Here is a 23,263-nt window from a genome sequence, read left to right on the forward strand (position 1 = left end):
ATGTAAATAAAAAAATTCGAAGCAGCTGATGAAAAAAATGTACGGAGAAACACGCAGCAAAATGGAACTGTAAAAAGGTCAACAGCAGATGAAAAATTTCTATGTAATTTTGCGACAGTCTTTTTTTAAATACTTTTTCCAGCGCATATTTGCTGAATCTATGGACAGAAGTGAAAAACTCGGGAATATTCATCCTCTTGTTTAGGAAGTATAAGAAAAAACAAGAGGAGATGTTGTGATGAGAAAATTTGTCATTTTGCTCTGCCTTTCGCTCGCTCTTTCTGGATGCGGAAATGGAAATGATAAAAAGCAGGGCGCTTCTTATGATCAACAGCAAGGAACGACAACTCAGAATGAAGGAGATAGCTCGCTCATTAGGATACAGCATAGCCAATCTCCAGCAAAACGAATCCAAAAGGTAAACCCTGATCAGACGGCCCGCGACAAAAGACCTATTAACTCAATTGGATTTCTTGAGCCGATCACTCCGCAGCAATCCGTTTCTGACTTAAAAGGTGTCAGTCAGCATTTATCATATGTAGCTTTTTTCAGCTACCGAGTGAACGCCGATGGAAGTCTTGTTCCAATTGAAGACAGTGAAGCACTCGCAGCTGCTAAAAAATCCGGTGCGATTCCGATGATGGTCATCACCAATTTTACAGAAGGAAATTTTTCACCGGATATTGCTCATCGGATCTTTACAGATAAAACAGCCTCTAAAAGTTTGATCAATGGCGTTATTCAGACGATGAAAGCAAAAGGATATAAAGCTTTAAATATCGACTTTGAACATATTCGGGAAAAGGATCGTGAGCTGTATAACGGCTTTCTCGAAACGATTTTGCCGCAGGTTCGCAAAGCCGGCTTTACGGTTTCAACTGCATTGGCCCCAAAAACGAGCGATGAACAAAGAGGACCATGGCACGGAGCCCATGATTATAAGAGACATGGAGAGTTAGCAGATTTTGTTATTTTGATGACGTATGAATGGGGATGGTCCGGCGGTCCGCCAATGGCGGTGTCACCGATTCCGCAAGTTCGCAAAGTACTGGATTATGCCGTTTCCGTCATTCCGCGAAACAAAATTGTGATGGGCGCCCCTTTGTATGGGTACGATTGGACTTTACCATACAAAAAAGGCGGTAAATTTGCCAAACGAATCGCTCCGGCGGAAGCAGCAGACCTAGCGGCGAAAGAAGGAGTTGAAATTCAGTATGACAACGAGGCGCAGGCACCTTGGTTTCGCTACACCGATGATCAAAACAAAACACATGAGGTCTGGTTTGAAAATGAACAAAGCATGCAGGCAAAGTTTAATCTCGTAAAAGAATACGGACTGAATGGAGTGGCATATTGGGTGCTTGGCGAGCCTTTCCCTCAAAATTGGACTTTGCTTGAAGAGGAGTTTATTATTCAAAGACACTAAGCGGAGAAAAATGGCATTAGCCCGCAACATTCTGAAAGAAGAAGGCGTCAACTGCTTGCATATCAAAATCGAAGGTATACAAAATCAGTAGAGAAAAACAGCTCGTTTTTCTCTACTTGATTTATTTTAGGGACTTGTTCGAAAACCGTTTATGAAAATTGAGCCGTTTCTTTGCTTATTTATGATAATGATCATTTCACCAAATACTAAACAAACATATTGCTTTCATTATTTACCTGATCTATTTCACTTGTTCCATCATAAAACCGTTTTTATTCATAAACTGAGCAGGTTGCGCAAAAATGCACATGATCATATCACCACCCTGCATAATTGTGCACAAAATATCGGGTAGATCCATTCAGCTCCTGCTATTCTTGTAATCAAGGGAGGTCATATAATGGATTTGCTTAAGAACATGAACAGAGCCATACAGTATATTGAAGAAAACCTTACACATGATATTGACTTTAAAGAGGTGGCAAAAATCGCTTGCTGTTCCGAATATCATTTTAAAAGGATGTTTTCTTTTCTTGCAGGTATTACACTATCAGAATACATCCGCCGCAGACGCCTGACTCTTGCAGCATTTGAACTTAAAGATAGCAGCGTAAAGGTCATCGACATTGCGATAAAATATGGGTACAACTCACCAGATTCTTTTGCAAGAGCTTTTCAAAACTTGCATGGTATAACACCGTCAGAAGCCAGAAATCGTGGTCATTTATTGAAAGCTTATCCACGAATGACCTTCCAGTTAACAATTAAGGGAGGAAATGAAATGAACTATCGAATTGTAGAAAAAGAGGCATTTCGTATTGTTGGTATTAAAAAAAGAGTTCCGATCATTTTCAAAGGAATTAATCCGGAAATTGCCTCGATGTGGAAAAGCTTAGATGATGAAAAGATCAATAAACTTAAAAAACTTTCGAATGTCGAGCCTTTAGGCCTGATTCAAGCATCCACGAACTTTTCTGAAGGCAGAATGGAGGAAAAAGGGGAGCTTGATCACTATATTGGCGTAGCAACAACTAAGGAATGTCCAGCTGAATTTACACAACTTGTAGTTCCTGCCTCAACATGGGCAGTATTCGAAGCAATCGGACCATTTCCTGATACACTGCAGGATGTATGGGGACGCATTTATTCTGAATGGTTTCCAACCTCAAACTATGAACAAATAGAAGGTCCAGAAATCTTATCAATCGGAAGCAAAGATTTAACTTCCCCGACTGTAAAATGTGAAATTTGGATTCCGGTACTGAAAAAGTAAAAAAAAAGCATTAGTTATCTCTTTTTGTAATTAATTCCTAATAATGGTATATTAATTTTCAAGTGTTTATAGTTTAAAAAATATGAAGGGGCTGTCTAATAATGAACTGCCCCCTGTCAAGTAGACAGTAGAAATAATAAAAATATACCTAAGCGGCTTTAGCTCTATATTCCATGGGGCTAAGGCCGTTTAATCTTTATGATACCTTTCATAATTATAAAAGCGGATGTACTCATCCATCGCAAGAGCTAATTCTTCAAATGTCTGTAAATAATACTTCTCGCATTTAAAGCGTTCCCCAAAAAGATTCCATTGGCCCATTATCAATACATCTGCCTACTCTTGACACACTTTGTGTCATCCCTGCTTGGTCTATCCTACGTTTAAAACCATGAGAGGTATATTGGAACCCACGGTCACTATGAATAAGTGGATGCTCTCCATTTAAAAGTGCGGTGGCTTGATCCAACGTTTTGAATACAAGATGATTATGATTGGAATGTCCTAAAACATAGCTCACAATTGATCCATCATATAGATCAAGAATAGCACTTAAATAGGCTTTCTTTGATGAACCATATTTTAATTCTGTGACATCAGCTACCCATTTTTCATTTGGCTTTTCCGCTGTGAATTCACGATTCAATATATTTTCTGCAACATGTTGAGGGGTAGATCGCTTATAAGATTTCTTCTTTTTTTGAATAACAGATTGTATACCGGCAACTTTCATCAGTCTATAAATTCGTTTGTAATTGAAGTTCTGACCAAGCTTTCGATTTATATTCAAAGTCATTCGACGGTAACCATAGATGCCGTCAACTTTCTCATAGAGAACTTTCATCTCTTTTACGATTTCTTCATTCTGAAGTTCTCGGGAGGAAGGCGAACGTTTTAACCACTTATAGAAAGCAACTCGTGAAATACCGAATCTAATAAAAGGAACTATATATTAAAGCAGGTTATATGCAACAGGAGATCGAATAGTTAATAACTGTATCCTATTTTATTAAGCAGATCGCAGACTTCCATTTCAAAAATGACATGATCCTTTAAGCGAATTTTTTTACTTGAATTTAGGGCAAGGCTATTATGAAAATAAAAATTCATGAGAAAAGAAGGTGTCGTATGTCAACGAACAATAAACCTAACCGATTAATCACTGAAAAGTCTCCGTACTTGCTTCAGCATGCTTATAACCCTGTTGACTGGTACCCGTGGGGATCAGAAGCTTTTGAAAAAGCAAAAAAAGAAAACAAACCTTTGCTTGTCAGCATCGGCTATTCAACCTGTCACTGGTGTCATGTCATGGCTCATGAAAGCTTTGAAGATGAAGAAGTTGCAAAGATATTAAATGAACGGTTTGTCGCTATAAAAGTAGATCGTGAGGAGCGACCAGATATTGATTCCATATATATGAGGGTATGCCAGATTCTCACGGGGCAAGGCGGATGGCCGCTCAATGTATTTATCACACCGGATCAAAAACCTTTTTATGCAGGCACTTATTTTCCTAAGCAAAGCCGTTTTGGACGTCCGGGATTTATCGATGTGTTGCAGCAGCTTTCGGAAATTTATCAAAAAGAGCATGAAAAAATTGAAAAGACAGCAGCACGCATAACGGAAGTTTTAAATAAAAATGCCAGTCAAAATAAGAAAGGTGAGCTGAAGCAAAGCGTTCTTCATGAAACGTTTCATCAGCTTTCAAGCAATTTTGACACAATTTATGGAGGGTTTGGTCAGGCACCGAAGTTCCCCATTCCTCACATGCTCATGTTTTTAATGAAATATTACGAATGGACTAAACATGAAAATGCTCTTTATTTTGTGAATAAAACGCTTGTGCAAATGGCAAAGGGAGGGATTTGGGATCATATTGGCTTCGGATTTGCCAGATATTCGACAGATGCCATGTGGCTCGTTCCGCATTTTGAAAAAATGCTGTACGATAATGCCCTTTTGCTTTATACATTCTCCGAGACCTATCAAGTGACCCAAAACCCTCAATTTAAAACAATTGCAGAACAAATTATTGAATTTGTCCGGCGGGATATGCGGAATGAATCAGGGTCTTTTTATTCTGCCATTGATGCAGATTCTGAGGGGGAGGAAGGGAAATTTTACGTATGGACAAAACAGGAAGTGGTAGAGATTCTCGGGCAGGAACTAGGCGAACAGTTTTGTCATATTTACGATATAACTGAAGAAGGGAACTTTGAAGGAAAAAATATCCCGAATCTCATTCATACGAATGAAGAAAAATCGGCAATTACCTATCAAATGGGGCTGGAAGAGCTAAAAGAGCAATTGGAGCAGGCGAGACAAAAGCTTTTTGAAAAACGAATTGAAAGACCGTTTCCACATGTTGATGATAAAGTGCTGACCGCGTGGAATGCTCTCATGATTGCTGCACTAGCAAAAGCAGGAGCTGTTTTTGATCAGGAAGCATATATCGAAATGGCAAAAAAGGCGCTGGATTTTATTGAAAATCATTTAATTGTAGACGGAAGGGTTATGGTGCGCTATCGCGATGGCGAAGTAAAACAACAGGCGTTCATTGATGATTATGCATACCTTCTTTGGGCCTATATCGAAATGTATGAAGCGACATTTAATTTAACTTATTTGCATAAAGGTAAACAACTTGCTGATAAAATGATTGATCTTTTTTGGGATCAAGAAAATGGCGGATTTTTCTTCACAGGTCATGACAGTGAAGCAATGCTTGTCAAGGAGAAGGAAATTTATGATGGTGCGCTCCCTTCAGGAAACAGCGTTGCGGCCTTCGCGCTTTTGAAATTGAGCAGGCTGACCGGCAATTTGGATTTACACGAAAGCGTTCAGCAAATGTATTCTATTTTTAAAGAAGAAGTGGAGCAATACCCAAGCGGTCATACGTTTTTCTTGCAAAGCCTTTTGATGGAACAGCTGCCGCAAAAAGAGGTTGTCATTATTGGTCCGAAAGATTGCAGCAAAAGGAAAAGATTATTGAATCGTATTCAACAGGCGTATACAATGGAACTTTCAGTGTTAGTTGCTGAAGATCCAAATCAATTTGCACAAATTGCGGAATTTGCGAAAAATTATCGCATGATCAATAATGAAACAACTATTTATATATGTGAAAACTTTGCCTGCCAACAGCCGACAACAGATGTAGAGGAAGTTATAAATACATTGAACTTATAATGAAAATGTACGATACTATTATCCCCAACAGGCAGGCAGTAAAAAACGATGCATTTAATACGATGTTCTGAAAGTCTGCCTCGGACTGGGGTTTTTATGTGAAAGGACAATCCTGAAAACGGGGAGTCGTTCGTTTGCAGTTTAAAGAGCACTTTCTGATCGGTGACTTGATCCGATTGCTGACGATTCGGCTCCTGGCAGCGTAGAAGAAACGCTGATCTTATCGGCGGTGCCGCAAACATGTTGGAATAAAGAGCAATGCCCAGATAGCACAAGGGATTAAGAAAGTTCACATTGCTAGGTAATTGAAAGATCAGCGGGAAATGTGATTACAACATTTCAGTACATTAGACAGGGATATGTATGAGCATTATATGATAAAAAACGCCTGGAGACTATTCACCGGAAGCGATCGAAGCCAAGATATGTATGAATATTATTTGAGAAGACTGTCTCACGCTCAAATCGCCAGCTTGTTGCCATTTTGACGCAATGCTGGTGTTTGGCAATGAGGCAGTCTTTTTTGTGTATTTTCAACAACAATTGTTTAGTTTTCAATGATTTTTAAACAAACGCTGTCATTGTCTGAAAATTCAAATCAATTATATGATAGAACCGTAGAGGAAATACCAGTTCATTATATTTTCATTTAGGAAGGTGATAAAAGATGATGAATGGTAAGGAATATTTAGAAAGTTTAAGAGATAACAGGGTTGTTTATTTAAATGGAGAAAAGATTGATGATGTTACAACACATTCTGCCTACGAAAACTCTGCTCGCTCCATAGCAAGAATGTATGATGCTCTTCATGATGAACAGATGGGAAAAATTTTAACGATGACTACTGAAGAAGGCTATCAAACTCACAAATTTTTTAAAGAACCAAAAAATGCTCAAGATCTTTTAGAAGCAAGAGATGCGATTGCACAATGGGCCAAGCTGAGCTATGGCTTTATGGGGCGCACCCCTGATTATAAAGCTTCTTTCACAGCACATTTGAAAGCGTTTGCGGATTATTACGAAGGTTTTGAGGACAATGCGCGAAATTGGTACAAAAAAACAACAAAAGAAGTTCCGTTTATTAACCATACGATTATTAATCCGCAGGTCGACCGTTCAAAACCTCTTCATGAAAATAAAGATGTTTATGTTCGCGCTGTAAAAGAGCGGGATGACGGTATTATTGTAAACGGTGCCAAAATGGTGGGAACGGCAGCTGCACTAACTCATTATAACTTCGTCTCTAACTATGGAGCTCAAGATTTAGGAGATGGTGATCAAAGCCATGCACTCGTCTTCTTTGTACCGATGAATGCGCCTGGCGTAAAAATGATCAGCCGTCAATCGTATGAACAAATCGCAAAAACATTAGGTTCTCCGTTTGATTATCCGCTTTCCAGCCGTTTTGATGAAAACGATGCAGTCATTGTATTAGATAATGTATTTATTCCTTGGGAGAACGTACTTGCCTACAAAAATGTAAACGTAGTAAACGGGTTTTTTGTTGAAACGGGATTTGTAAACCGCTTTACATTCCAAGGTTGTACGCGTTTTGCCGTCAAGCTTGACTTTATGGTCGGCTTATTAATGAAAGCGACAGAGGCGGCAGGTACGAAGCAGTTTCGTGGGGTTCAGGCAAATATCGGTGAGGTTATTGCCCTTCGCAATATGTTTTGGGCTCTTTCTACCGCAATGGCAGCCAATTGTGAAACGAAAAATGGCGTTGCACTTCCGAACCTTCAGTACGGCGCTGCTTACCGTGTGCTCGCTCCAATGGTATGGCCGCGCGTCAAACAAATTTTTGAACAAATCGTTGCGGGGGGCCTCATTCAATTGCCTTCCAGTGCCAGCGACTTTTTAAATCCGGAGCTGCGACCGTATCTCGATCGTTATTATCGCGGTTCAGGCATTGATGCAAAAGAGCGGGTGAAATTGATGAAAATGATTTGGGATGCGATCGGAACGGAATTTGGCGGACGTCATGAGCTTTATGAAATCAACTATGCGGGCAACCATGAGAACATTCGTCTAGAGACGTTAAAAATTGCTGATGCAACTGGAGATTCCGACCGATTTAAAGAGTTTGTCGATTCCGCTTTGGATGATTACGATCTAAACGGTTGGCTCAATGATACTTGGGTATCTCCACAAAAAGAACTTGTGCAGAAATAAAAAGAAAGGAGTTGGTGGATATGGACGATCGCTTGTTTCGCAATGCGATGGGGAAATTTGCTACAGGGGTGACGGTCATTTCAACGGAGCATAACGGAGATATTCATGGAATGACAGCAAATGCCTTTATGTCCATTTCCTTAAATCCGAAGCTTGTATTAATTTCCATTGGAGAAAAAGCGAAAATGCTGGAAAAAATTCAACAATCAAAAAAATATGCCGTTAACATCTTGTCGCACGATCAACAAGTGCTTTCGATGAATTTTGCCGGGCAGCTGGAAAAACCAGTCGATGTACAATTTGAACAGCTAGGGGGGCTGCCGGTCATTAAAGATGCTCTTGCGCAAATTTCCTGCCAAGTTGTTAATGAGGTTCAAGCAGGTGATCATGTCCTTTTCATCGGGGAAGTGACGGATATAAACATGACAGAGCAAGATCCGCTTCTGTTTTTCAGCGGAAAATACCATCAGCTTGCTCAAAGCGAACAAGCGACGGCGTCGAGCAAAAAAAGGGGGCATTTCATTGAAAACAATCATCATTGATCATCAAAATGATCTAGATCTTATTGCCTCTTGCCCTGTCGTTGCTGCACTAGGGTTTTTTGACGGCGTTCATCTCGGACATCAAAAAGTCATTCAGACCGCTAAAAACTTGGCGGAAAAAATGGGGGTAAAAACAGCGGTTATCAGCTTTTTTCCGCACCCTAAAGACATAATCGGCAAAACGGGAAAACGTGTCCAATATTTGCTCCCGCCTGCCGAAAAAGCAAAAAAGTTTTCCCATTTAGACATTGATTACTTTTATTTAATACGATTTACATCGGAATTTGCAAGACTTGAGCCGAAGGAATTTGTCCAGAAATATTTAGTTCCGCTGCAAATCAAGCATGTAGCAGCTGGATATGACTTCACGTACGGCCGAAAAGGAAAAGGAAGTTTAGATACGATGGAGGAAGACAGCGGATACTCAATCACTGTCACGAAAGTAGAAAATGTCAAACGAAACGATGAAAAAATTAGTTCTACGTTGATTCGAAATAAGATTCAATCAGGATTGATGGAAGAACTTCCTGATTACTTGGGGGAATTTTACGAAACAAAAGGAAAAATGATCCATACTGATGCAAAAGATGAATTGATTTTGGATCGGTACTATATGCTTCCTCCAAAAGGATGCTACGACGTGGCAATTGATATAGGAAAAGGGTGGTTTGAGGGACGCGTGCTTGTTACTAAGCAGAAAAAAATCTATTGGCTTGGTCCATCCATATCTTCTGTGTGGAGTATTTCTCGAGTCAAAGTAAAATGGATTGCCAGAAGTTTCGATTTCACATTAGAGATCGAAGAAAAGGAAGAGAAAAATCTAGTATTTACAAAAGGATAGCGGTGTTGACTTTAGGAAAGGGGGAAGAAATGTTGGCGTTTTTACAGCAAAAAAGCATCAGCAGTGACTTGGCGAAACAAATGATTGACAAAGCGGTACAAAAGGCTGAAGAACTTGGAGTGAAAGTGAACATTGCTATTGTGGATCAAGGCGGAAATTTGAAATCGTTTTTCCGGATGGACGAGGCGCCTCTTTTAAGCATACAAATTGCTCAAAATAAAGCCTATACGGCAGCGGCTTTCGGGATTCCGACCCATCAATGGTATGACATGATCAAAGATGAGCCGAGCTTGCGCCTTGGGATTGTCCATACAGAAAAGCTTGTCGTTTTTGGAGGAGGGTACCCGATTTATGACGGAAACGATTTAGCTGGAGGAATCGGGGTCAGCGGCGGCTCAGAAGAAGAAGACAGATTGTGCTGCGAGGCTGCGTTATCTTTATTGGAAACGGTTTAATGGAAAGAGCTGATGATCAAATTCATTAAAATAAGATTTTTCAATGAAAGGGAGGATTCAAATGAGCGAAATTTTAAGATTAGGGAGATTGGAGCTTCGGGTGTTGGATTTAGAAGAATCTGTAAAATATTACACAAATGTCATTGGGCTTGAAGTGACGGGACGCGAGGAAAATCGAGTATATTTAAAAGCTTGGGACGAATATGACCATCACAGCATCATTTTGCAAAAATCCGATACAGCTGGAATGGATCATATGGCATTTAAGGTAAAAGATATTTACGAGCTGGAAAAATTAGAATATAAAATTGAGCAATTTGGCTGCAAACTTTCCCGAATTTCCAAAGGTACTAGATTAGCAGAAGGAGAAGCGGTTCGTTTTCAGCTTCCAACAGGCCATCATATGGAGCTGTATACGGAAATAGAACAAGTAGGGACAAAAACTGGGAATCTAAACCCAGATCCATGGCCGGATGGACTAAAAGGAATTGCTCCGCATCGATTGGATCACGCTCTTTTAACAGGCGATGATTTAAAAACAGCAACCCGCTTCTTTACGGAAGTGCTCGGTTTTAGACAAACCGAGAAAATCGTTACGGTAGATGGAGAAGATTTAGTCGGAAGCTTTATGTCAGTGACGAACAAAGGTCACGATCTTGCATTCGTGAAAGGACCGGATGCGAAATTTCATCATGCAGGATTTTATGTCGATAACTGGTATGAAGTATTAAAGGCAGCAGATATTTTAACCAAAAATAATGTTCAAGCAGAAGTGACGCCAACAAGACACGGCATTACACGAGGCCTTACCGTTTACTTTTTTGATCCATCCGGCAATAGAAATGAAGCATACACAAGCGGTTATATGAGCTATGCAGACTTTCCGACCATTACTTGGACGGAAGATAAAATTGGAACAGGTATTTTCTATCATCGAAGAGAACTCATTGAATCATTCTCTAAAGCACTAACATAAAAATACAAAGATCAAGAATATTCTTGTTAAAGGGGTTCGATCATCTCTTCTGATTCGGGAAACACGTAAGGAGATGTTTGCAGCCCCTTCGCTATTTATTTTGCATTCTTAAAAAAGAAATGCTTCAGATGGCTGACCGAAAATCGCTTGAAGTCGATGTTTGGGGTCAGCTTCTTTTTATACGGACATGCGAATCCATAATTTACGGATTGTTTTTTTGATGCGGTTTCCATGCCCAATTTTAATTTCTTTAACAGTACGTTTCGCTTTGTTGCGATTTCATGCCCATTTTTTTCTGGAAATTTCTTTAACAGCACGTTCCACTTTGTTAGGTCTATTCAAGGATCTGTTTTAATGTATGAAAAAATTTGTTATTTTTTCCTTTTGTTTCTTATTATGAAACAATGGAGTTGTATAAACAATAAATACCGTTTACGATTGGGATAATTAGTATTTTCTAAAAATTGCGTCAATTAATTTCGTGTCAGGAGTACGTGTTGGAAAATGATTCGATAATAGAGTCGAGAGGGGAGGAATTGGTTTGCAAGAAGCGACAAGTGCCCGTGTCAAAACCGGAGACTATGAAACTTATTTTTACCGCACCGGCATCGGAAATAATGAAGCGATTCTTTTTATCCATGGGTCCGGTCCTGGAGCAACTGCTTGGTCTAATTGGCAATATGCGCTCCCATTTTTCAAGGAAAAAGGATTTGATTGTATCGCGCCAGACTTAATCGGTTTTGGAATGTCGGAACATCCGTCTTCACCTCCGAAAGGCATCCGTTCTTGGATGAGGTTATGGGTGGATCAGCTTAAATACCTTTTGGATGCATTGGAAGTGAAAAACGTTCATTTAGTGGGAAATTCTTTAGGCGGGGCTGTTGCTCTTCATTTATTGGCCGAGGCGCCTGAACGAATTGATCGCGTTGTGTTGATGGGCTCGGCGGGCGCTCCGTTTCGATTGACTCCAGAACTTGACCGCGTTTGGGGGTTTTATGAGGATCCATCCGCAGAGGCAATGGCGCAGATCATTCGCTGGTTTGCATATGATGAAAGCTTTATTAAAGACAATCTTGACAGTATTAGTAAAATGCGCTTTGAGGCCGCAATGAATCCTGCCGTGCGCCGTTCCTATGAAGCAATGTTTCCTCCGCTTCGCCAGCGGATAGTAGATGATCTTGTTTTGCCAAGCGCCACTTTGCGCCGCATACAACAACAAGTTTTACTCGTTCACGGGCTGAATGATCCGATCGTTCCTGTTGAGACAAGTTATTATTTTGCCAAACATCTTCCGCGGGTAAAAATGATGATTTACGGACAATGCAGCCATTGGACGCAAGTGGAATATCGAGACAGCTTTCATTCTTTGCTTTTGCATTTTTTTCACAATGAAATATAAGAATATTTTTATGTTTTTATCAAAAACAAGGTTATGATTCACTTTTTCAAAGCCAGACAGCATTGCGAATATGCCTAGTACAACACAACAGTTACGGTTGTTGTACATTTCAATCATTGACGCTTTATCTAGAAAGACAGCCTGCACTAAAAGCGATTTGAAATTTTTTGCAGCCGGCATCGCATTTTCTCACTTTAGCGGCTGTCTTCCCGCATCATGTTAAAAGAACGATTTACGAAAAATGTTGGGTCAGATGTATGCTTCATTTTTATAGTTTTTTAAAGGAATGGTGTCATTATTTCGACGGTTGCGGTGCTAGTGTGTCAGGGGCCATTATTTGAACGATAACAAACTTTCTCGTGACCAAGAAATCAGTGCAATGGTAGAAATCGTTCTAAGCGAGAGTTAGCCGATGCAATAGCAAAACGTTTTCTCCATAAGCCTGAACTTCTTTCGTTCGGTTGAAGCCTTTTTATCTTTGGAAAGGAGAGTCAAAACGTATGCCTTTCATTCAAGTTCACTTGTTAGAAGGTCGTTCTCCGGAAAAAAAGGAGACACTTATCTATGAATTAACGGAGACGGTGTGCAAAGTATTGGATGCGCCGAAAGAAAATGTCCGCATCATGATTCAAGAAATGCCTCTAGAACATTGGGGAATTGCTGGAGAATCTGTGAAAAAACGAAGAGAACATGAAAAAGAGGGATGACATCGGCAGATACAAAAGTAGAAAGTTAATCGGTTATGAATGGGGAACATGTTGCGTGATTAAGAACTCCGTTCGACGCTTTCAAGAACTGCGGCATTGGTCGTGAAGAAGAAAACATAACTTAAGCAAAAATATTTATTATGCTTATAGGTGTCGGATGCCCATGATGTTATGTTCATCAACGATGCGATCAATGCTATGGCTTTTTTGTTTCTTTTCGCCAGCGCTAGTAAAAGTAGGTGAAAAATGGCGCATAACGTCATGCTGTAGAGCATGCTTGAATAATAGAAAAAATTATCATGTTGGGAAGGAGATAATAATGGTATATCAAATTCATATAGGCGGAGAAATTTTTTCTTGCGGAGAGAGCGTTGATTTATTAAAAGCTGCGAGATCTCATCAAGTAAAAATTCCTTATGGATGTGCAAATGGAGGGTGCGGAATGTGCAAAGTCAAAATCCAAAAGGGAGAATACAAAATTGGATTGTGTTCGAAAGGAGCTCTTTCGGATGAGGAGCGGCAACAAGGTTATGTATTGGCTTGCAAAACGTATCCGCTCAGCCACTTGATTGGTGATCTTGTTGAATAAAGCTAAGGTGGTAACATATGAACAAAAAAAGATCGGCAATAGATCAGCTGGAATTAAATTTTGATAACGGTTACATTTATATGGGGAAATCCCGCTCGATGATTGTGGCGACAAATGCGCTCGGATTATTGCGCAGAGATTTAATTCGCGACATGGGATTTGAACGGATGAAAGGTTTTTTGTTTCGGTATGGATGGAATCTAGGTAGACAAGACGCGAAAGAATTGATGAATCATGCAAACTGTACAGTAGAGGAGTACATTCAAGATGGCCCAAAGCTGCATACGATGAAAGGTCATGTGAAAGCGAGATGTACTTTTTTAGAAGTCAGAAGGGAAAATGGAAAATATCAAGTCAGAATGGAAGGATATTGGTGTCATTCCTATGAAGCAGAAGAACATGTGCGCCATTTTGAGACATCATCCATCCCAGTTTGCTTTACCCTTTCTGGTTATGCCAGCGGCTTCGTTTCAGAAATTGTCGGAGAAAAGACGATTTTCAAAGAAATTGCTTGTCAAGGTATGGGAAAAGAAGAATGCCATTGGATCGGCCAAACGGTGGATCGATGGGGAGAAGAAGCGGAACAAGAGCTGTGCTATCTTGAAGAGTCCCCAATCGTAGAAGAGCTGGCGGCAACATACGAAAAACTTTTAGAAGAACGGAATAATTTAAAATTTGTGACGGATGTTCATAAGAAGCTCACTGAGGAAATCATTAAAGGAAACAATTTAGACTCCGTAGTTCGTCAAGTGTTTCAATCGACGAATGTCCCAGTTTTAATTGAGAATCTGCACCTTCATCCGATGGCCTATGCCGGGATTGCTTCCAATGAATTAGAACAATATAAAAACGAACTTATTGACTATGTAGGAAAAAATCCTTTTTGCCAGCCTCAAGCCATCGTCACATCAACACAACTTCTTCATTTGCGCCATCATGATCGCCTGATGACACCAATATTTTTGCAAAACAAAATTGTAGGATATTGTTCGTTTGTTTATCGCGATTTGCATCAATATAACGCCTCAATTTCTCCTATGATTTTAGAGCGGCTGGCCTCTGTCAGCTCGGTATGCTTGCTCAATGAAAAAGCGAAGCTAGAATCGTATGAACGGATTAAAGGATTTTTTTTAGAGGAAATGATTAATGCGGGACAACAAAGCAATGATCACGACTTAATCATGAAAGCTAGTTTAATAGGAGTGGATTTATCCAAGCCTTTTTATATCTGTGTGCTGGATTGCCGGTTTCAAGAAGATGATTTATCGAAGGAGCTGGAAATGCAAAAAGAAGTTTTAAGTTTTCTTTCCGCTTACGGCAAAGATCAAAAACAAAACATGTTGATTGGCCAGCGTGCTAAACATCTTATTTTGCTGGTAACAGCAGATCAAGTTGCTAAAACAGGTATACAAACATGGCTGTCAAAAATCGTTGATTTACTATCTTCACAATTCTCTACTATTAAATTTTACGGGGGAATCAGCTCCAAAGCAAACAATGTGTCAAATGCCGGGGAAGCATATAAAGAAGCACTTACAGCGGTCAGGGTGTCATCGAAACACCAACAAATCATTTCATTTGAATCGTTAGGAGTTGTTGGTGTGCTGATTAATGAAAAGAATGAACAAGAGGTAAAAAAAATGGCTAAAGCTTGCCTTGGAAACTTAAAACTGGATGATCCAAAAAATATCGAGTTCCTGCGAACATTGTACATCTTTCTAGTCAATGGAGGCAATTTGGAACAGACAGCGGCAGATTTGGCGTTATCCATCAGCGGATTGCGTTACAGGGTGAGCAAAATCGAAAGCATTATTCAGCAGGAACTGCGAAATCCTATGATTCATCATCAACTTCTTTTATCGATCCAGTCATTAATGATGATTGGAGAGATCGATATCGGCATTAAATAATGAAGGCACCTAAAGGTACGGACATTTTCCTGCATGGGAATGGCACCGGTTGTGCTTTTGTATTCATAATAAAAGTTTCATATGGAAATTCTAAAATTTGCAGGAATCAAGTGCAAATTTTGAGTTAAATTCCATTTGGTATCCCATACTCAGGTAGACGAAAAAAACAGATGCATTTCATATGATGTGTAAAGAGTCTGCCTGGGATGGGGTTTTTAATGGCAAAGAAAAAACAAAACCTCAAATCAGGAACCTTTCATTTGAAGGAAAAGATTAAAGACACTTATATGAAGCACACCCCGAAACGATCGAACAGGTTCTCATTTTTTTAGCCTTAGCCGCTTTAAAAAATGCCTGTCCTGCGATCGAATCATTGTCCCGGCATAGTATTCCCTATTTTCATTGTTTTACTTGACAGAATATATGCACGACTAGATCTTTGTTAAATGAAAAATAAATAAAGAAAACTGGCGATTTGCCAGTTTAAAGTTCCGGCTCCATCTCTGAAAGACAAGGCGCATATAAGATGTTTTTACAATTTAATCAATTCGGCAGTAGGAAACGGGGCAATTTTCACAATTGATTGCATCTTTTAAATATTGAAGATCGTGAATGGTGATTTTTTTATTTTGAAAAGAAATTACGCCTTTTTTCCGCAAATTGCTCAACATTCGATTGATGCTTTCTCTAGTTGCTCCGCAAAAATTCGCAAGCTCCTGATTGGTCATGTCGATATTGATGAGAATGCCATTTTCAGTTTCTACTCCATAGGTGTTCGCCATTCGTATGAGTGTGGAGTATAAGGCACCTTTCTTCCCGTTTAAAATCAAATCGCGGAATTTTGTTTGAGTAATTTGATATTGCTCGCTCATCCATTTTAGGAACGAAAGGCTAAGATGCGGATTTTCAAACAGTTTGCATTCTAATCGTTCTTTTTTTATGAAATAAATAGAACTGTTTTCCAAAACTTTTGCGTTAAATATGTGCTTCGGGTCATTTGAAAAAATAGAAAATTCACCAATAAGGTCGCCTTTTTTGCAGATCTTTAGCGCTAATTCTCTTCCATCTGAAGTTGTTTTGCTTATTTGCACCAAGCCGGATTGGATGCAATATAATTCATGAACCTCCATGCCTTCTTGAAAAAGATATGTCCCTTCCCTCACGTTTATGATTCCGTCGAAATATTCATGCAAAGCACTCAATGGATCGGTTAAGAATGGATCCGCCACTTGTTTGACCATTATAAAACCTCCTTTCAAGAAGGAAACCATCTATATACCAATATTTTACCAGAACCTAGGAATCTTGATTGTGAAAAAATGGTGAATTGTGATGTAAAGCACATTTTTTTATGAATAAAAATTAGGTGATTACAAAAAAATAAAATGAATTTAAATGATAAGGAGGGAAAAAGAGTGCCGCAACGCATTCAATCGTATGTAAATCAAGCACAGCAAGCATTGCAGCAGATTCAACAAATTGCCAAAGTACTGAAACAGCAAGAACAGCAAAACGCTAATCAAGCATTTAGCTCAAATCAATTTACAGCACAACAGACACAAGCATTTGGACAAAAGGAACAAAATGCGGTGCAAAATTTGCAGCAAATTGAAAATTTGGCTCAGTCGCTTCATAGTCAAGCACAGCAGCTGCAAAATTATCAACCGAAAAACCAGTATCAAGCAGTATACCAAGCTCAACAACCGCAAAATCAATATCAAAGTCAGCAAGCATCAGGCTTCAGCATCAATCCGTTAAGCGGACAAGCGAGCCAAACAAACGTTAATGAAGTGCGCCAGCAAAATCAGCAATCAGCGCAGCAAATACCGAACCAATATCAAACGCAGCAATCATCCGGCTTCAGCTTCAATCCGTTAAGCGGACAAGCGAGCCAAACAAACGTCAATGAAGTACGCCAGCAAAACCAGCAATCAGCACAGCAAATACCGAATCAGTATCAATCGCAGCAATCATCAGGCTTCAGCTTCAATCCGTTAAGCGGACAAGCGAGCCAAACGAACGTCAATGAAGTGCGCCAGCAAAACCAGCAATCAGCGCAGCAAATACCGAACCAATATCAAACGCAGCAATCATCCGGCTTCAGCTTTAATCCGTTAAGCGGACAAGCGAGCCAAACGAACGTCAATGAAGTGCGCCAGCAAAACCAGCAATCAGCACAGCAAATACCGAATCAGTATCAATCGCAGCAATCATCCGGCTTCAGCTTCAATCCGTTAAGCGGACAAGCAAGCCAAACGAACGTCAATGAAGTGCGCCAGCAAAATCAACAATCAGCACAGCAAATACCGAACCAATATCAAACGCAGCAATCATCCGGCTTCAGCTTCAATCCGTTAAGCGGACAAGCAAGCCAAACGAACGTCAATGAAGTGCGCCAGCAAAATCAACAATCAGCACAGCAAACCCAAGCTCCGTTTTAAAAAAACGTGGCAAGCAGGAGCAAATTAGAGCTAGACAACATGCGGACAAAATGATAACCAAAGAGTTAATAACCTGTAAAAGACCGTAGAATGTATTTCTGCGGTCTTTTCATCATGTTAAGGGAAGTTTTTCAAAATATTTGTAAGAAATTCAAAAAATGTGAAACTTCATTCTTATCAATCTCGTAAAATAAATTGAAAATAATCATTATAATGGAGGAGATGACTTTAATGAGTGAGCAACTGAACATTCAGCATTCAAATGAAAAAGTGGATAAACCGTCGTTGTTAGGGATTGTGACAAGTCCGATTGAGACGCTTGAGCGGATCAAACAACAGCCAAAAGTATTGCTTCCATTAATTGTTGTCATTATTATTTCATCTTTGGCAGCTTACCTTTCAGTGTTATCAGTCGACTATAGCATCGTGGAAGAGGAATTAGGTGCAGAAGGAGCAGCTTACGTCGGCGCATTTACAAAAGTTGGTGCACTTGTGTTTGGTATCATTGGCGGACTTATTACACTATTGATTTCGGCACTAATTCTTTTTGCCATTGTAAAAATTGCCGGAAAACAAATTCGTTTTAAACAAATGTTTTCAATGACCGTTTTTATTTCTCTTGTTACTTCAATAGGAACACTGTTAAATGCGATTATTTTATATTTTGTCGGTGGAGGAGACACCCCTAATCAAGTATTTACTAGTTTAAACAGTATTGTAGGAGCTGAAGGGGCGCTTGGATCATTTTTGTCATCTATCGAAATTTTTGGAATTTGGGGAACAATATTGACCGCTTTTGGGCTTCATCATGTAGGTCAACTGTCAAAAGGTGCATCATGGACTATTTCAATCGTTTTATTCATTCTTGGCAGTCTGCTATTGACATTATCTGGAGCAACACAATCATTAGTGGGGGCATAGTAATAGTATGAGAAAGAAAGTTTTGATCGGTGTAGGAGTAGCAGTTATCATCGCTTTATTTGTTGGGATCAGTATTTTTCGTGCTGCATCGAAAGAAAATCCGACTGTAGAAACAGTCAAATTGGAGCAAAAAGAAATTACCGGGAATGTTATGATTCCCGGTACTCTTCAATTAATGAATGAACAAAAAATTTATTATGATGCTGAAAGAGGAAAGATCAAAAAAATCCTTGTCAAAGAAGGGGACAAAATAAAAAAAGGAGCACCTCTCGTCATTTATGAAAACGAACAATTAGAGCTTGAAAAGGAACAGGCCAAGCTTTCGATTGAACAAAGCTATATCAAACTAGATCAAATCAATGAGCAGTTGGATGATCTGAAGAAAAAAGAAGAAGAATTGAAGAAACAAGTCGGTAAAGAAGAAGCAGAAAAGCAAATAGAAAATGAAAAAAATCAACTGCAAATGGATAAGAAAATGACGAATCTTGAGCTTAAACAACAGAAGATTCAACTGGAAACAGTAGAAAAGAAGATTTTAGAACTTGAAGTGAAAAGCGAAGTTGATGGAATTGTGATTACCGTAGATGAAGACGCAGCAGTAGCAATGGGCGAAAATGTGAAGCCGATCATACATATTGGCAGTTTGAACAAAATGAAAGTGGAAGGGGTCATTTCTGAATACGATTCTTTAAAAATTAAAGAAGGTCAGCCTGTAGTTTTAAAATCTGATGTGGTGCCTGATGCAAAATGGAAAGGAAAAGTATTGAAAATTGGCATTTTGCCTCAACAAGGCAGTGAGATGGCGGCGGAAACAGGAAACGAGGCTGTCCAGTATCCAGTGGAAGTTCTTGTCCAAGATCAGAACATCCCGGTGAAGCCTGGCTTTAAATTGATTATGGAAATTGAAACGGAAAGAAAAAAAGCGAATGTCATTCCTCTTACCGCTGTTAAACAAGATGATGATCAACAATATGTTTATGTAGTGAAAAACGGAAAAATAACAAGAAAAGAAATTAAAACTGGTACTTCAACCGATGAATATATTGAGGTGACGAGCGGTTTAACAAAAGATGATGAAATTGTTCGTGAACCATCTGATGAAATCAAAGCAGGCGTGGAAGTGACAATCAAATGATCAAGCTGGAAGATGTGACGAAATCTTATAGAAACGGTAAAGAAACAATGGATGTGCTCAAAAACATCAATTTAGAAATCCGGCAGGGGGATTTTGTGGCCATTATGGGGCCGTCCGGTTCCGGCAAATCAACTCTCATGAATATTATTGGCTGTTTGGACCGCCCGACATCAGGTGCTTACTATTTTGAAGGGAAGGATATATCGTCTCTTGATGATCAAGAATTGGCCAAAATACGCAACAAGAAAATCGGTTTTGTTTTTCAGCAGTTTCATCTTCTGCCGCGGTTGAGCGCCTTAAAAAATGTAGAGCTGCCAATGATTTACGCCGGCATTGGAAAAAAACAGCGGGATGAACTCGCTAAGCAGGCTTTAATAAAGGTTGGACTCGGCGATAGAATCCAGCATATGCCAAACGAATTATCGGGGGGCCAAAAACAACGGGTGGCAATAGCTCGAGCCATTGTGAATAATCCAAAGCTCATTTTGGCAGATGAACCGACTGGTGCATTGGATACGAAAACAAGCGAAGCAATTATGGAACAATTTACAATGCTAAATAAAGAAGGGACAACCATCATTGTCGTAACGCATGAACATGAAGTGGCTCAATTTGCTAAGCGTACGATTGTAGTAAGAGATGGAGAAATTTTACAAGAAGATTTGGGACGGGGGAGCACATTATGAATTTGATGGAAAATTTTCGGATGGCGTTTTCCTCCATTCTTGCCCATAAGCTCCGTTCAATTTTGACAATGCTAGGAATAATTATCGGAGTCGGATCTGTTATTTTAGTTGTAGCAATCGGCCAAGGGGGCGAACAAGCCTTAAAAGCCCAAATTGCAGGCAGCAGCAATACGATAGAAGTGTATTATCAACCAAGTGAAGAAGAGTTGAAAGCAAATCCGAACGCAATGTTAGTGGATCCGTTTACCCAAGAAGATGTTGAAGCGTTGAAAGGGATCCCTGAAGTTAAACAGGTTGTTGCTTCCACGACAAGTTCTTATCAAATAAGGTATAAAGAAGAAACAATCGATGCCACGGTCTATGGGATCAATGCTGCATATATGGATGTCAATCAATTAAACATTAATAAAGGCCGACTGTTTACGGAAGCGGATTTTTTAGGCGGCAGACGTGTAGCGATTATTAGCGACCAACTAGCAAAAGATTTATTTAAAAAACAAAATCCGATTGGCGAGGTCGTTTGGGTATCGAATCAGCCGTTCGAAATTATCGGCATACTTGAAAAACCGACAGGAATTTTTGCCTTTGGCATGTCGGAAATTTACACTCCATGGACGGCTTATCGAAATGCTTTCGGTCAAACGAATTATACGCAAGTAACGCTTGAAGCAGTTAGTGCAGACGAAATCAAAGCTGCAGGGGAAAAAGCTGAGCAATTGCTAAACGACATGCATCAAACAGAAGATTCGTATCAAGTGGTGAATTTTGAAGAAATTGCAGAATCCATCGGCCAAATTACCCGTATTATGACCATGATTATCGGAAGCATAGCCGGAATTTCCCTCGTAGTTGGCGGCATCGGTGTCATGAACATCATGCTCGTCTCCGTCACCGAGAGAACGAGAGAAATCGGCATTCGCAAAGCTCTTGGTGCAACAAGGAGACAAATTTTGCTGCAATTTTTAATTGAATCGATGACATTAACATTAATTGGGGGAACTTTAGGGATTTTATTAGGTGCAGGAATTGCATCCATCATTTCCATTTTTGCCGGTTGGCCATCATTAGTATCATGGCAGGTTGTCGTCGGCGGACTTTTATTCTCAATGTTTATTGGGATTCTCTTTGGACTATTGCCGGCAAACAAGGCGGCAAGATTGGATCCAATCGAATCGTTAAGATATGAGTGATACAGAAAGCTGCTGCCTTTGCCTTCCATAGGCGAGAAAAATTCATGCTAATACAATTTGTTTCTTAAACAAAACAAAAAAGGTGTCCAACTTTATTGGACACCTATTCTTTTGAAAACATAGATACACGATGGTGCCATCGGATACTGAAAATCAATCCGATCGCCATCATGCTGCCAATAAGGGAGCTTCCTCCATAGCTGATAAAAGGAAGCGGTATACCTGTGATCGGCAGAAGGCCAATCGTCATGCCGACATTTTGAAATACATGGAAGACAAACAAGCTGATGACGCCAGTACAAAGATAGCTGTTAAACGGTTCAGTTGTTTCAATTGACACTTTAATGATGTGATAGATTAATAAGAAAAATAAACTAATGACAATACTAGTGCCGATAAATCCAAATTGCTCCCCAATCACACTGAATATAAAGTCGGTGTGGTTTTCAGGGATATATACTTGTCCATGCCCAACCCCTTTTCCGAAAATTTGGCCAGATCCGATAGCTTTTAGAGAATTGAGCAAATGATAGCCTTCAGCGCTTTTATATCCTTCGGGATTTAACCATGCATAAATCCGGCCGAACTGATATTGCTTGACACCTAAATATTTGGCAAGAAATTCAGGCATTCGCAATACAAGATAAAAAATTGTTGCAGCAAAGAGGGTTACGATGAGAAACCCTAATGTAAGAATCCGCCAAGATATGCCTGAAACAAGAATAAGGCCGGCTAAAATGGCAAACATGACAAGCGCAGTCCCAAAGTCAGGCTGCAGTATAACGAACAATACCGGTACTGCTGTCGTCACACCCATTTTACATAACAAAATGAGATCGGTTTGAATGGTTCGATGCAAATACTTTTGATGATGCTTGCAAATAATATGGCTCAAAGCAATGATTAAGAAAACTTTCATGATTTCTGAAGGCTGAAACGAAAAACCGGGAAGAGTAAACCATGCTTTAGCGCCATTTATTTCTTTGGCAATTTTTTCTGGTGAAATCATTAACAAAAATAGAAGAAATATCCCAAAACCGTATAAATACCATGTCATTTTTTGAATTTGTTCTGAATCGAACAGCATGACAACTCCGGCAATAAGACAGCTGGCTGCATAGAAGGCAATTTGCTTAAAAATAAAGTTTACCGCATATTGCCCTGAAGTCATTTGCGCTCCGTAAATGGCCACGCAGCTCGCGCAAAATAGTAGAAATATAATAAATGCTAATTGATAATCAAACCGCGATTGCGCCTTTTTGTTAGAATCCATGAAGCCCACCAACTTTATGAAAATGATTTTTTTAGAAGAGTAGAATTTCCTTATGTTAGACGAATGGTAAAAGCGAAAGGTTTCAAGCGCAAGTACGTTTATTATAGTAGCACACTTTCATTTGTTTGCACACATTT

The 23,263-nt window shown here is 39.6% G+C and carries 19 protein-coding genes and 1 pseudogene; 17 read left to right on the forward strand and 3 right to left on the reverse strand.

Annotation, left to right across the window (positions count from 1 at the left end):
* Positions 1–238: 238 nt before the first annotated feature.
* Both NSQ84_RS07475 and NSQ84_RS07480 read left to right on the forward strand, forming a co-directional pair.
* Entirely contained in the window at positions 239–1,426 is a 1,188-nt protein-coding gene (locus tag NSQ84_RS07475; RefSeq protein WP_327873955.1) for a glycosyl hydrolase family 18 protein, read from the forward strand.
* A gap of 400 nt (positions 1,427–1,826) precedes the next feature.
* A complete protein-coding gene (locus tag NSQ84_RS07480; RefSeq protein ID WP_066248502.1) occupies positions 1,827–2,699 on the forward strand; it encodes an AraC family transcriptional regulator in 873 nt (290 codons plus the stop codon).
* 148 nt (positions 2,700–2,847) lie between these two features.
* Here NSQ84_RS07480 and NSQ84_RS07485 read toward each other — a convergent pair.
* Positions 2,848–3,627, reverse strand: a pseudogene (locus NSQ84_RS07485) (IS3 family transposase); the annotation flags it as partial.
* A gap of 200 nt (positions 3,628–3,827) precedes the next feature.
* Between NSQ84_RS07485 and NSQ84_RS07490 the strand changes: the two are divergent.
* The 10 genes from NSQ84_RS07490 (at position 3,828) to NSQ84_RS07535 (ending at position 15,480) form a co-directional block, all read left to right on the forward strand.
* Entirely contained in the window at positions 3,828–5,888 is a 2,061-nt protein-coding gene (locus NSQ84_RS07490; RefSeq protein WP_327873336.1) for a thioredoxin domain-containing protein, read from the forward strand.
* A gap of 667 nt (positions 5,889–6,555) precedes the next feature.
* Entirely contained in the window at positions 6,556–8,061 is a 1,506-nt protein-coding gene (locus NSQ84_RS07495) for a 4-hydroxyphenylacetate 3-hydroxylase N-terminal domain-containing protein (RefSeq protein ID WP_327873337.1), read from the forward strand.
* 20 nt (positions 8,062–8,081) lie between these two features.
* Entirely contained in the window at positions 8,082–8,603 is a 522-nt protein-coding gene (locus NSQ84_RS07500) for a flavin reductase family protein (protein WP_327873338.1), read from the forward strand.
* On the forward strand, positions 8,584–9,444 hold the full coding sequence (locus tag NSQ84_RS07505) for an FAD synthetase family protein (protein WP_327873339.1): 861 nt from the start codon (positions 8,584–8,586) through the stop codon (positions 9,442–9,444). The genes NSQ84_RS07500 and NSQ84_RS07505 overlap by 20 nt, the downstream gene beginning before the upstream one ends.
* 29 nt (positions 9,445–9,473) lie before the next feature.
* Positions 9,474–9,899, forward strand: a complete 426-nt coding sequence (locus tag NSQ84_RS07510) for a heme-binding protein (RefSeq protein ID WP_063389618.1) — start codon at positions 9,474–9,476, stop codon at positions 9,897–9,899.
* A 61-nt stretch (positions 9,900–9,960) separates the two neighbouring features.
* Positions 9,961–10,875: a catechol 2,3-dioxygenase gene (locus NSQ84_RS07515; protein ID WP_063389734.1), complete on the forward strand. Its 915-nt coding sequence runs from the start codon at positions 9,961–9,963 to the stop codon at positions 10,873–10,875.
* A gap of 541 nt (positions 10,876–11,416) precedes the next feature.
* The gene (locus tag NSQ84_RS07520) at positions 11,417–12,274 is read left to right on the forward strand and encodes an alpha/beta hydrolase (RefSeq protein ID WP_339212545.1); all 858 of its coding nucleotides are present in this window, start codon (positions 11,417–11,419) and stop codon (positions 12,272–12,274) included.
* A gap of 500 nt (positions 12,275–12,774) precedes the next feature.
* Positions 12,775–12,981: a 4-oxalocrotonate tautomerase gene (locus tag NSQ84_RS07525; protein WP_130158872.1), complete on the forward strand. Its 207-nt coding sequence runs from the start codon at positions 12,775–12,777 to the stop codon at positions 12,979–12,981.
* Positions 12,982–13,300: 319 nt separating this feature from the next.
* Positions 13,301–13,570, forward strand: coding sequence for a 2Fe-2S iron-sulfur cluster-binding protein (locus NSQ84_RS07530; protein WP_063389622.1), 270 nt, complete (start codon positions 13,301–13,303; stop codon positions 13,568–13,570).
* 17 nt (positions 13,571–13,587) lie between these two features.
* The gene (locus NSQ84_RS07535) at positions 13,588–15,480 is read left to right on the forward strand and encodes a XylR N-terminal domain-containing protein (protein ID WP_339212548.1); all 1,893 of its coding nucleotides are present in this window, start codon (positions 13,588–13,590) and stop codon (positions 15,478–15,480) included.
* 539 nt (positions 15,481–16,019) lie between these two features.
* Here the strand turns inward: NSQ84_RS07535 and NSQ84_RS07540 are convergent.
* Positions 16,020–16,721, reverse strand: coding sequence for a Crp/Fnr family transcriptional regulator (locus NSQ84_RS07540; protein ID WP_339212551.1), 702 nt, complete (start codon positions 16,719–16,721; stop codon positions 16,020–16,022).
* A 174-nt stretch (positions 16,722–16,895) separates the two neighbouring features.
* Between NSQ84_RS07540 and NSQ84_RS07545 the strand changes: the two genes are divergently transcribed.
* The 5 genes from NSQ84_RS07545 (at position 16,896) to NSQ84_RS07565 (ending at position 21,853) form a co-directional block, all read left to right on the forward strand.
* On the forward strand, positions 16,896–17,921 hold the full coding sequence (locus NSQ84_RS07545; RefSeq protein ID WP_339212554.1) for a hypothetical protein: 1,026 nt from the start codon (positions 16,896–16,898) through the stop codon (positions 17,919–17,921).
* Between the two features lie 231 nt (positions 17,922–18,152).
* On the forward strand, positions 18,153–18,842 hold the full coding sequence (locus NSQ84_RS07550) for a Yip1 family protein (protein WP_158640210.1): 690 nt from the start codon (positions 18,153–18,155) through the stop codon (positions 18,840–18,842).
* A gap of 7 nt (positions 18,843–18,849) precedes the next feature.
* On the forward strand, positions 18,850–19,977 hold the full coding sequence (locus tag NSQ84_RS07555) for an efflux RND transporter periplasmic adaptor subunit (RefSeq protein WP_130157970.1): 1,128 nt from the start codon (positions 18,850–18,852) through the stop codon (positions 19,975–19,977).
* Positions 19,974–20,663 carry an ABC transporter ATP-binding protein gene (locus NSQ84_RS07560; protein ID WP_130157972.1) on the forward strand — a complete coding sequence of 230 codons (690 nt, stop codon included), beginning with the start codon at positions 19,974–19,976 and terminating at the stop codon, positions 20,661–20,663. The genes NSQ84_RS07555 and NSQ84_RS07560 overlap by 4 nt, the downstream gene beginning before the upstream one ends.
* Positions 20,660–21,853 (forward strand): ABC transporter permease, encoded by a 1,194-nt coding sequence (locus NSQ84_RS07565; RefSeq protein ID WP_063389627.1) that lies wholly within the window; start codon positions 20,660–20,662, stop codon positions 21,851–21,853. Before NSQ84_RS07560 ends, NSQ84_RS07565 begins: the two co-directional genes overlap by 4 nt.
* A 103-nt stretch (positions 21,854–21,956) precedes the next feature.
* Here NSQ84_RS07565 and NSQ84_RS07570 read toward each other — a convergent pair whose 3' ends face one another.
* The gene (locus tag NSQ84_RS07570) at positions 21,957–23,126 is read right to left on the reverse strand and encodes an FtsW/RodA/SpoVE family cell cycle protein (RefSeq protein ID WP_063389628.1); all 1,170 of its coding nucleotides are present in this window, start codon (positions 23,124–23,126) and stop codon (positions 21,957–21,959) included.
* Positions 23,127–23,263 lie beyond the last annotated feature (137 nt).

The sequence above is a fragment of the Aeribacillus sp. FSL K6-3256 genome (genome assembly GCF_037965805.1).
GTDB lineage: Bacteria > Bacillota > Bacilli > Bacillales > Aeribacillaceae > Aeribacillus > Aeribacillus composti.

Coding starts and splice junctions, on each gene's coding strand:
- NSQ84_RS07530 (WP_063389622.1), top strand. CDS start 13,301: ATGGTATATCAAATTCATATAGGCGGAGAAATTTTTTCTTGCGGAGAG.
- NSQ84_RS07555 (WP_130157970.1), top strand. CDS start 18,850: ATGAGAAAGAAAGTTTTGATCGGTGTAGGAGTAGCAGTTATCATCGCT.
- NSQ84_RS07490 (WP_327873336.1), top strand. CDS start 3,828: ATGTCAACGAACAATAAACCTAACCGATTAATCACTGAAAAGTCTCCG.
- NSQ84_RS07570 (WP_063389628.1), bottom strand. CDS start 23,126: ATGGATTCTAACAAAAAGGCGCAATCGCGGTTTGATTATCAATTAGCA.
- NSQ84_RS07550 (WP_158640210.1), top strand. CDS start 18,153: ATGAGTGAGCAACTGAACATTCAGCATTCAAATGAAAAAGTGGATAAA.
- NSQ84_RS07535 (WP_339212548.1), top strand. CDS start 13,588: ATGAACAAAAAAAGATCGGCAATAGATCAGCTGGAATTAAATTTTGAT.
- NSQ84_RS07510 (WP_063389618.1), top strand. CDS start 9,474: ATGTTGGCGTTTTTACAGCAAAAAAGCATCAGCAGTGACTTGGCGAAA.
- NSQ84_RS07515 (WP_063389734.1), top strand. CDS start 9,961: ATGAGCGAAATTTTAAGATTAGGGAGATTGGAGCTTCGGGTGTTGGAT.
- NSQ84_RS07500 (WP_327873338.1), top strand. CDS start 8,082: ATGGACGATCGCTTGTTTCGCAATGCGATGGGGAAATTTGCTACAGGG.
- NSQ84_RS07475 (WP_327873955.1), top strand. CDS start 239: ATGAGAAAATTTGTCATTTTGCTCTGCCTTTCGCTCGCTCTTTCTGGA.
- NSQ84_RS07525 (WP_130158872.1), top strand. CDS start 12,775: ATGCCTTTCATTCAAGTTCACTTGTTAGAAGGTCGTTCTCCGGAAAAA.
- NSQ84_RS07480 (WP_066248502.1), top strand. CDS start 1,827: ATGGATTTGCTTAAGAACATGAACAGAGCCATACAGTATATTGAAGAA.
- NSQ84_RS07495 (WP_327873337.1), top strand. CDS start 6,556: ATGATGAATGGTAAGGAATATTTAGAAAGTTTAAGAGATAACAGGGTT.
- NSQ84_RS07540 (WP_339212551.1), bottom strand. CDS start 16,721: ATGGTCAAACAAGTGGCGGATCCATTCTTAACCGATCCATTGAGTGCT.
- NSQ84_RS07565 (WP_063389627.1), top strand. CDS start 20,660: ATGAATTTGATGGAAAATTTTCGGATGGCGTTTTCCTCCATTCTTGCC.
- NSQ84_RS07560 (WP_130157972.1), top strand. CDS start 19,974: ATGATCAAGCTGGAAGATGTGACGAAATCTTATAGAAACGGTAAAGAA.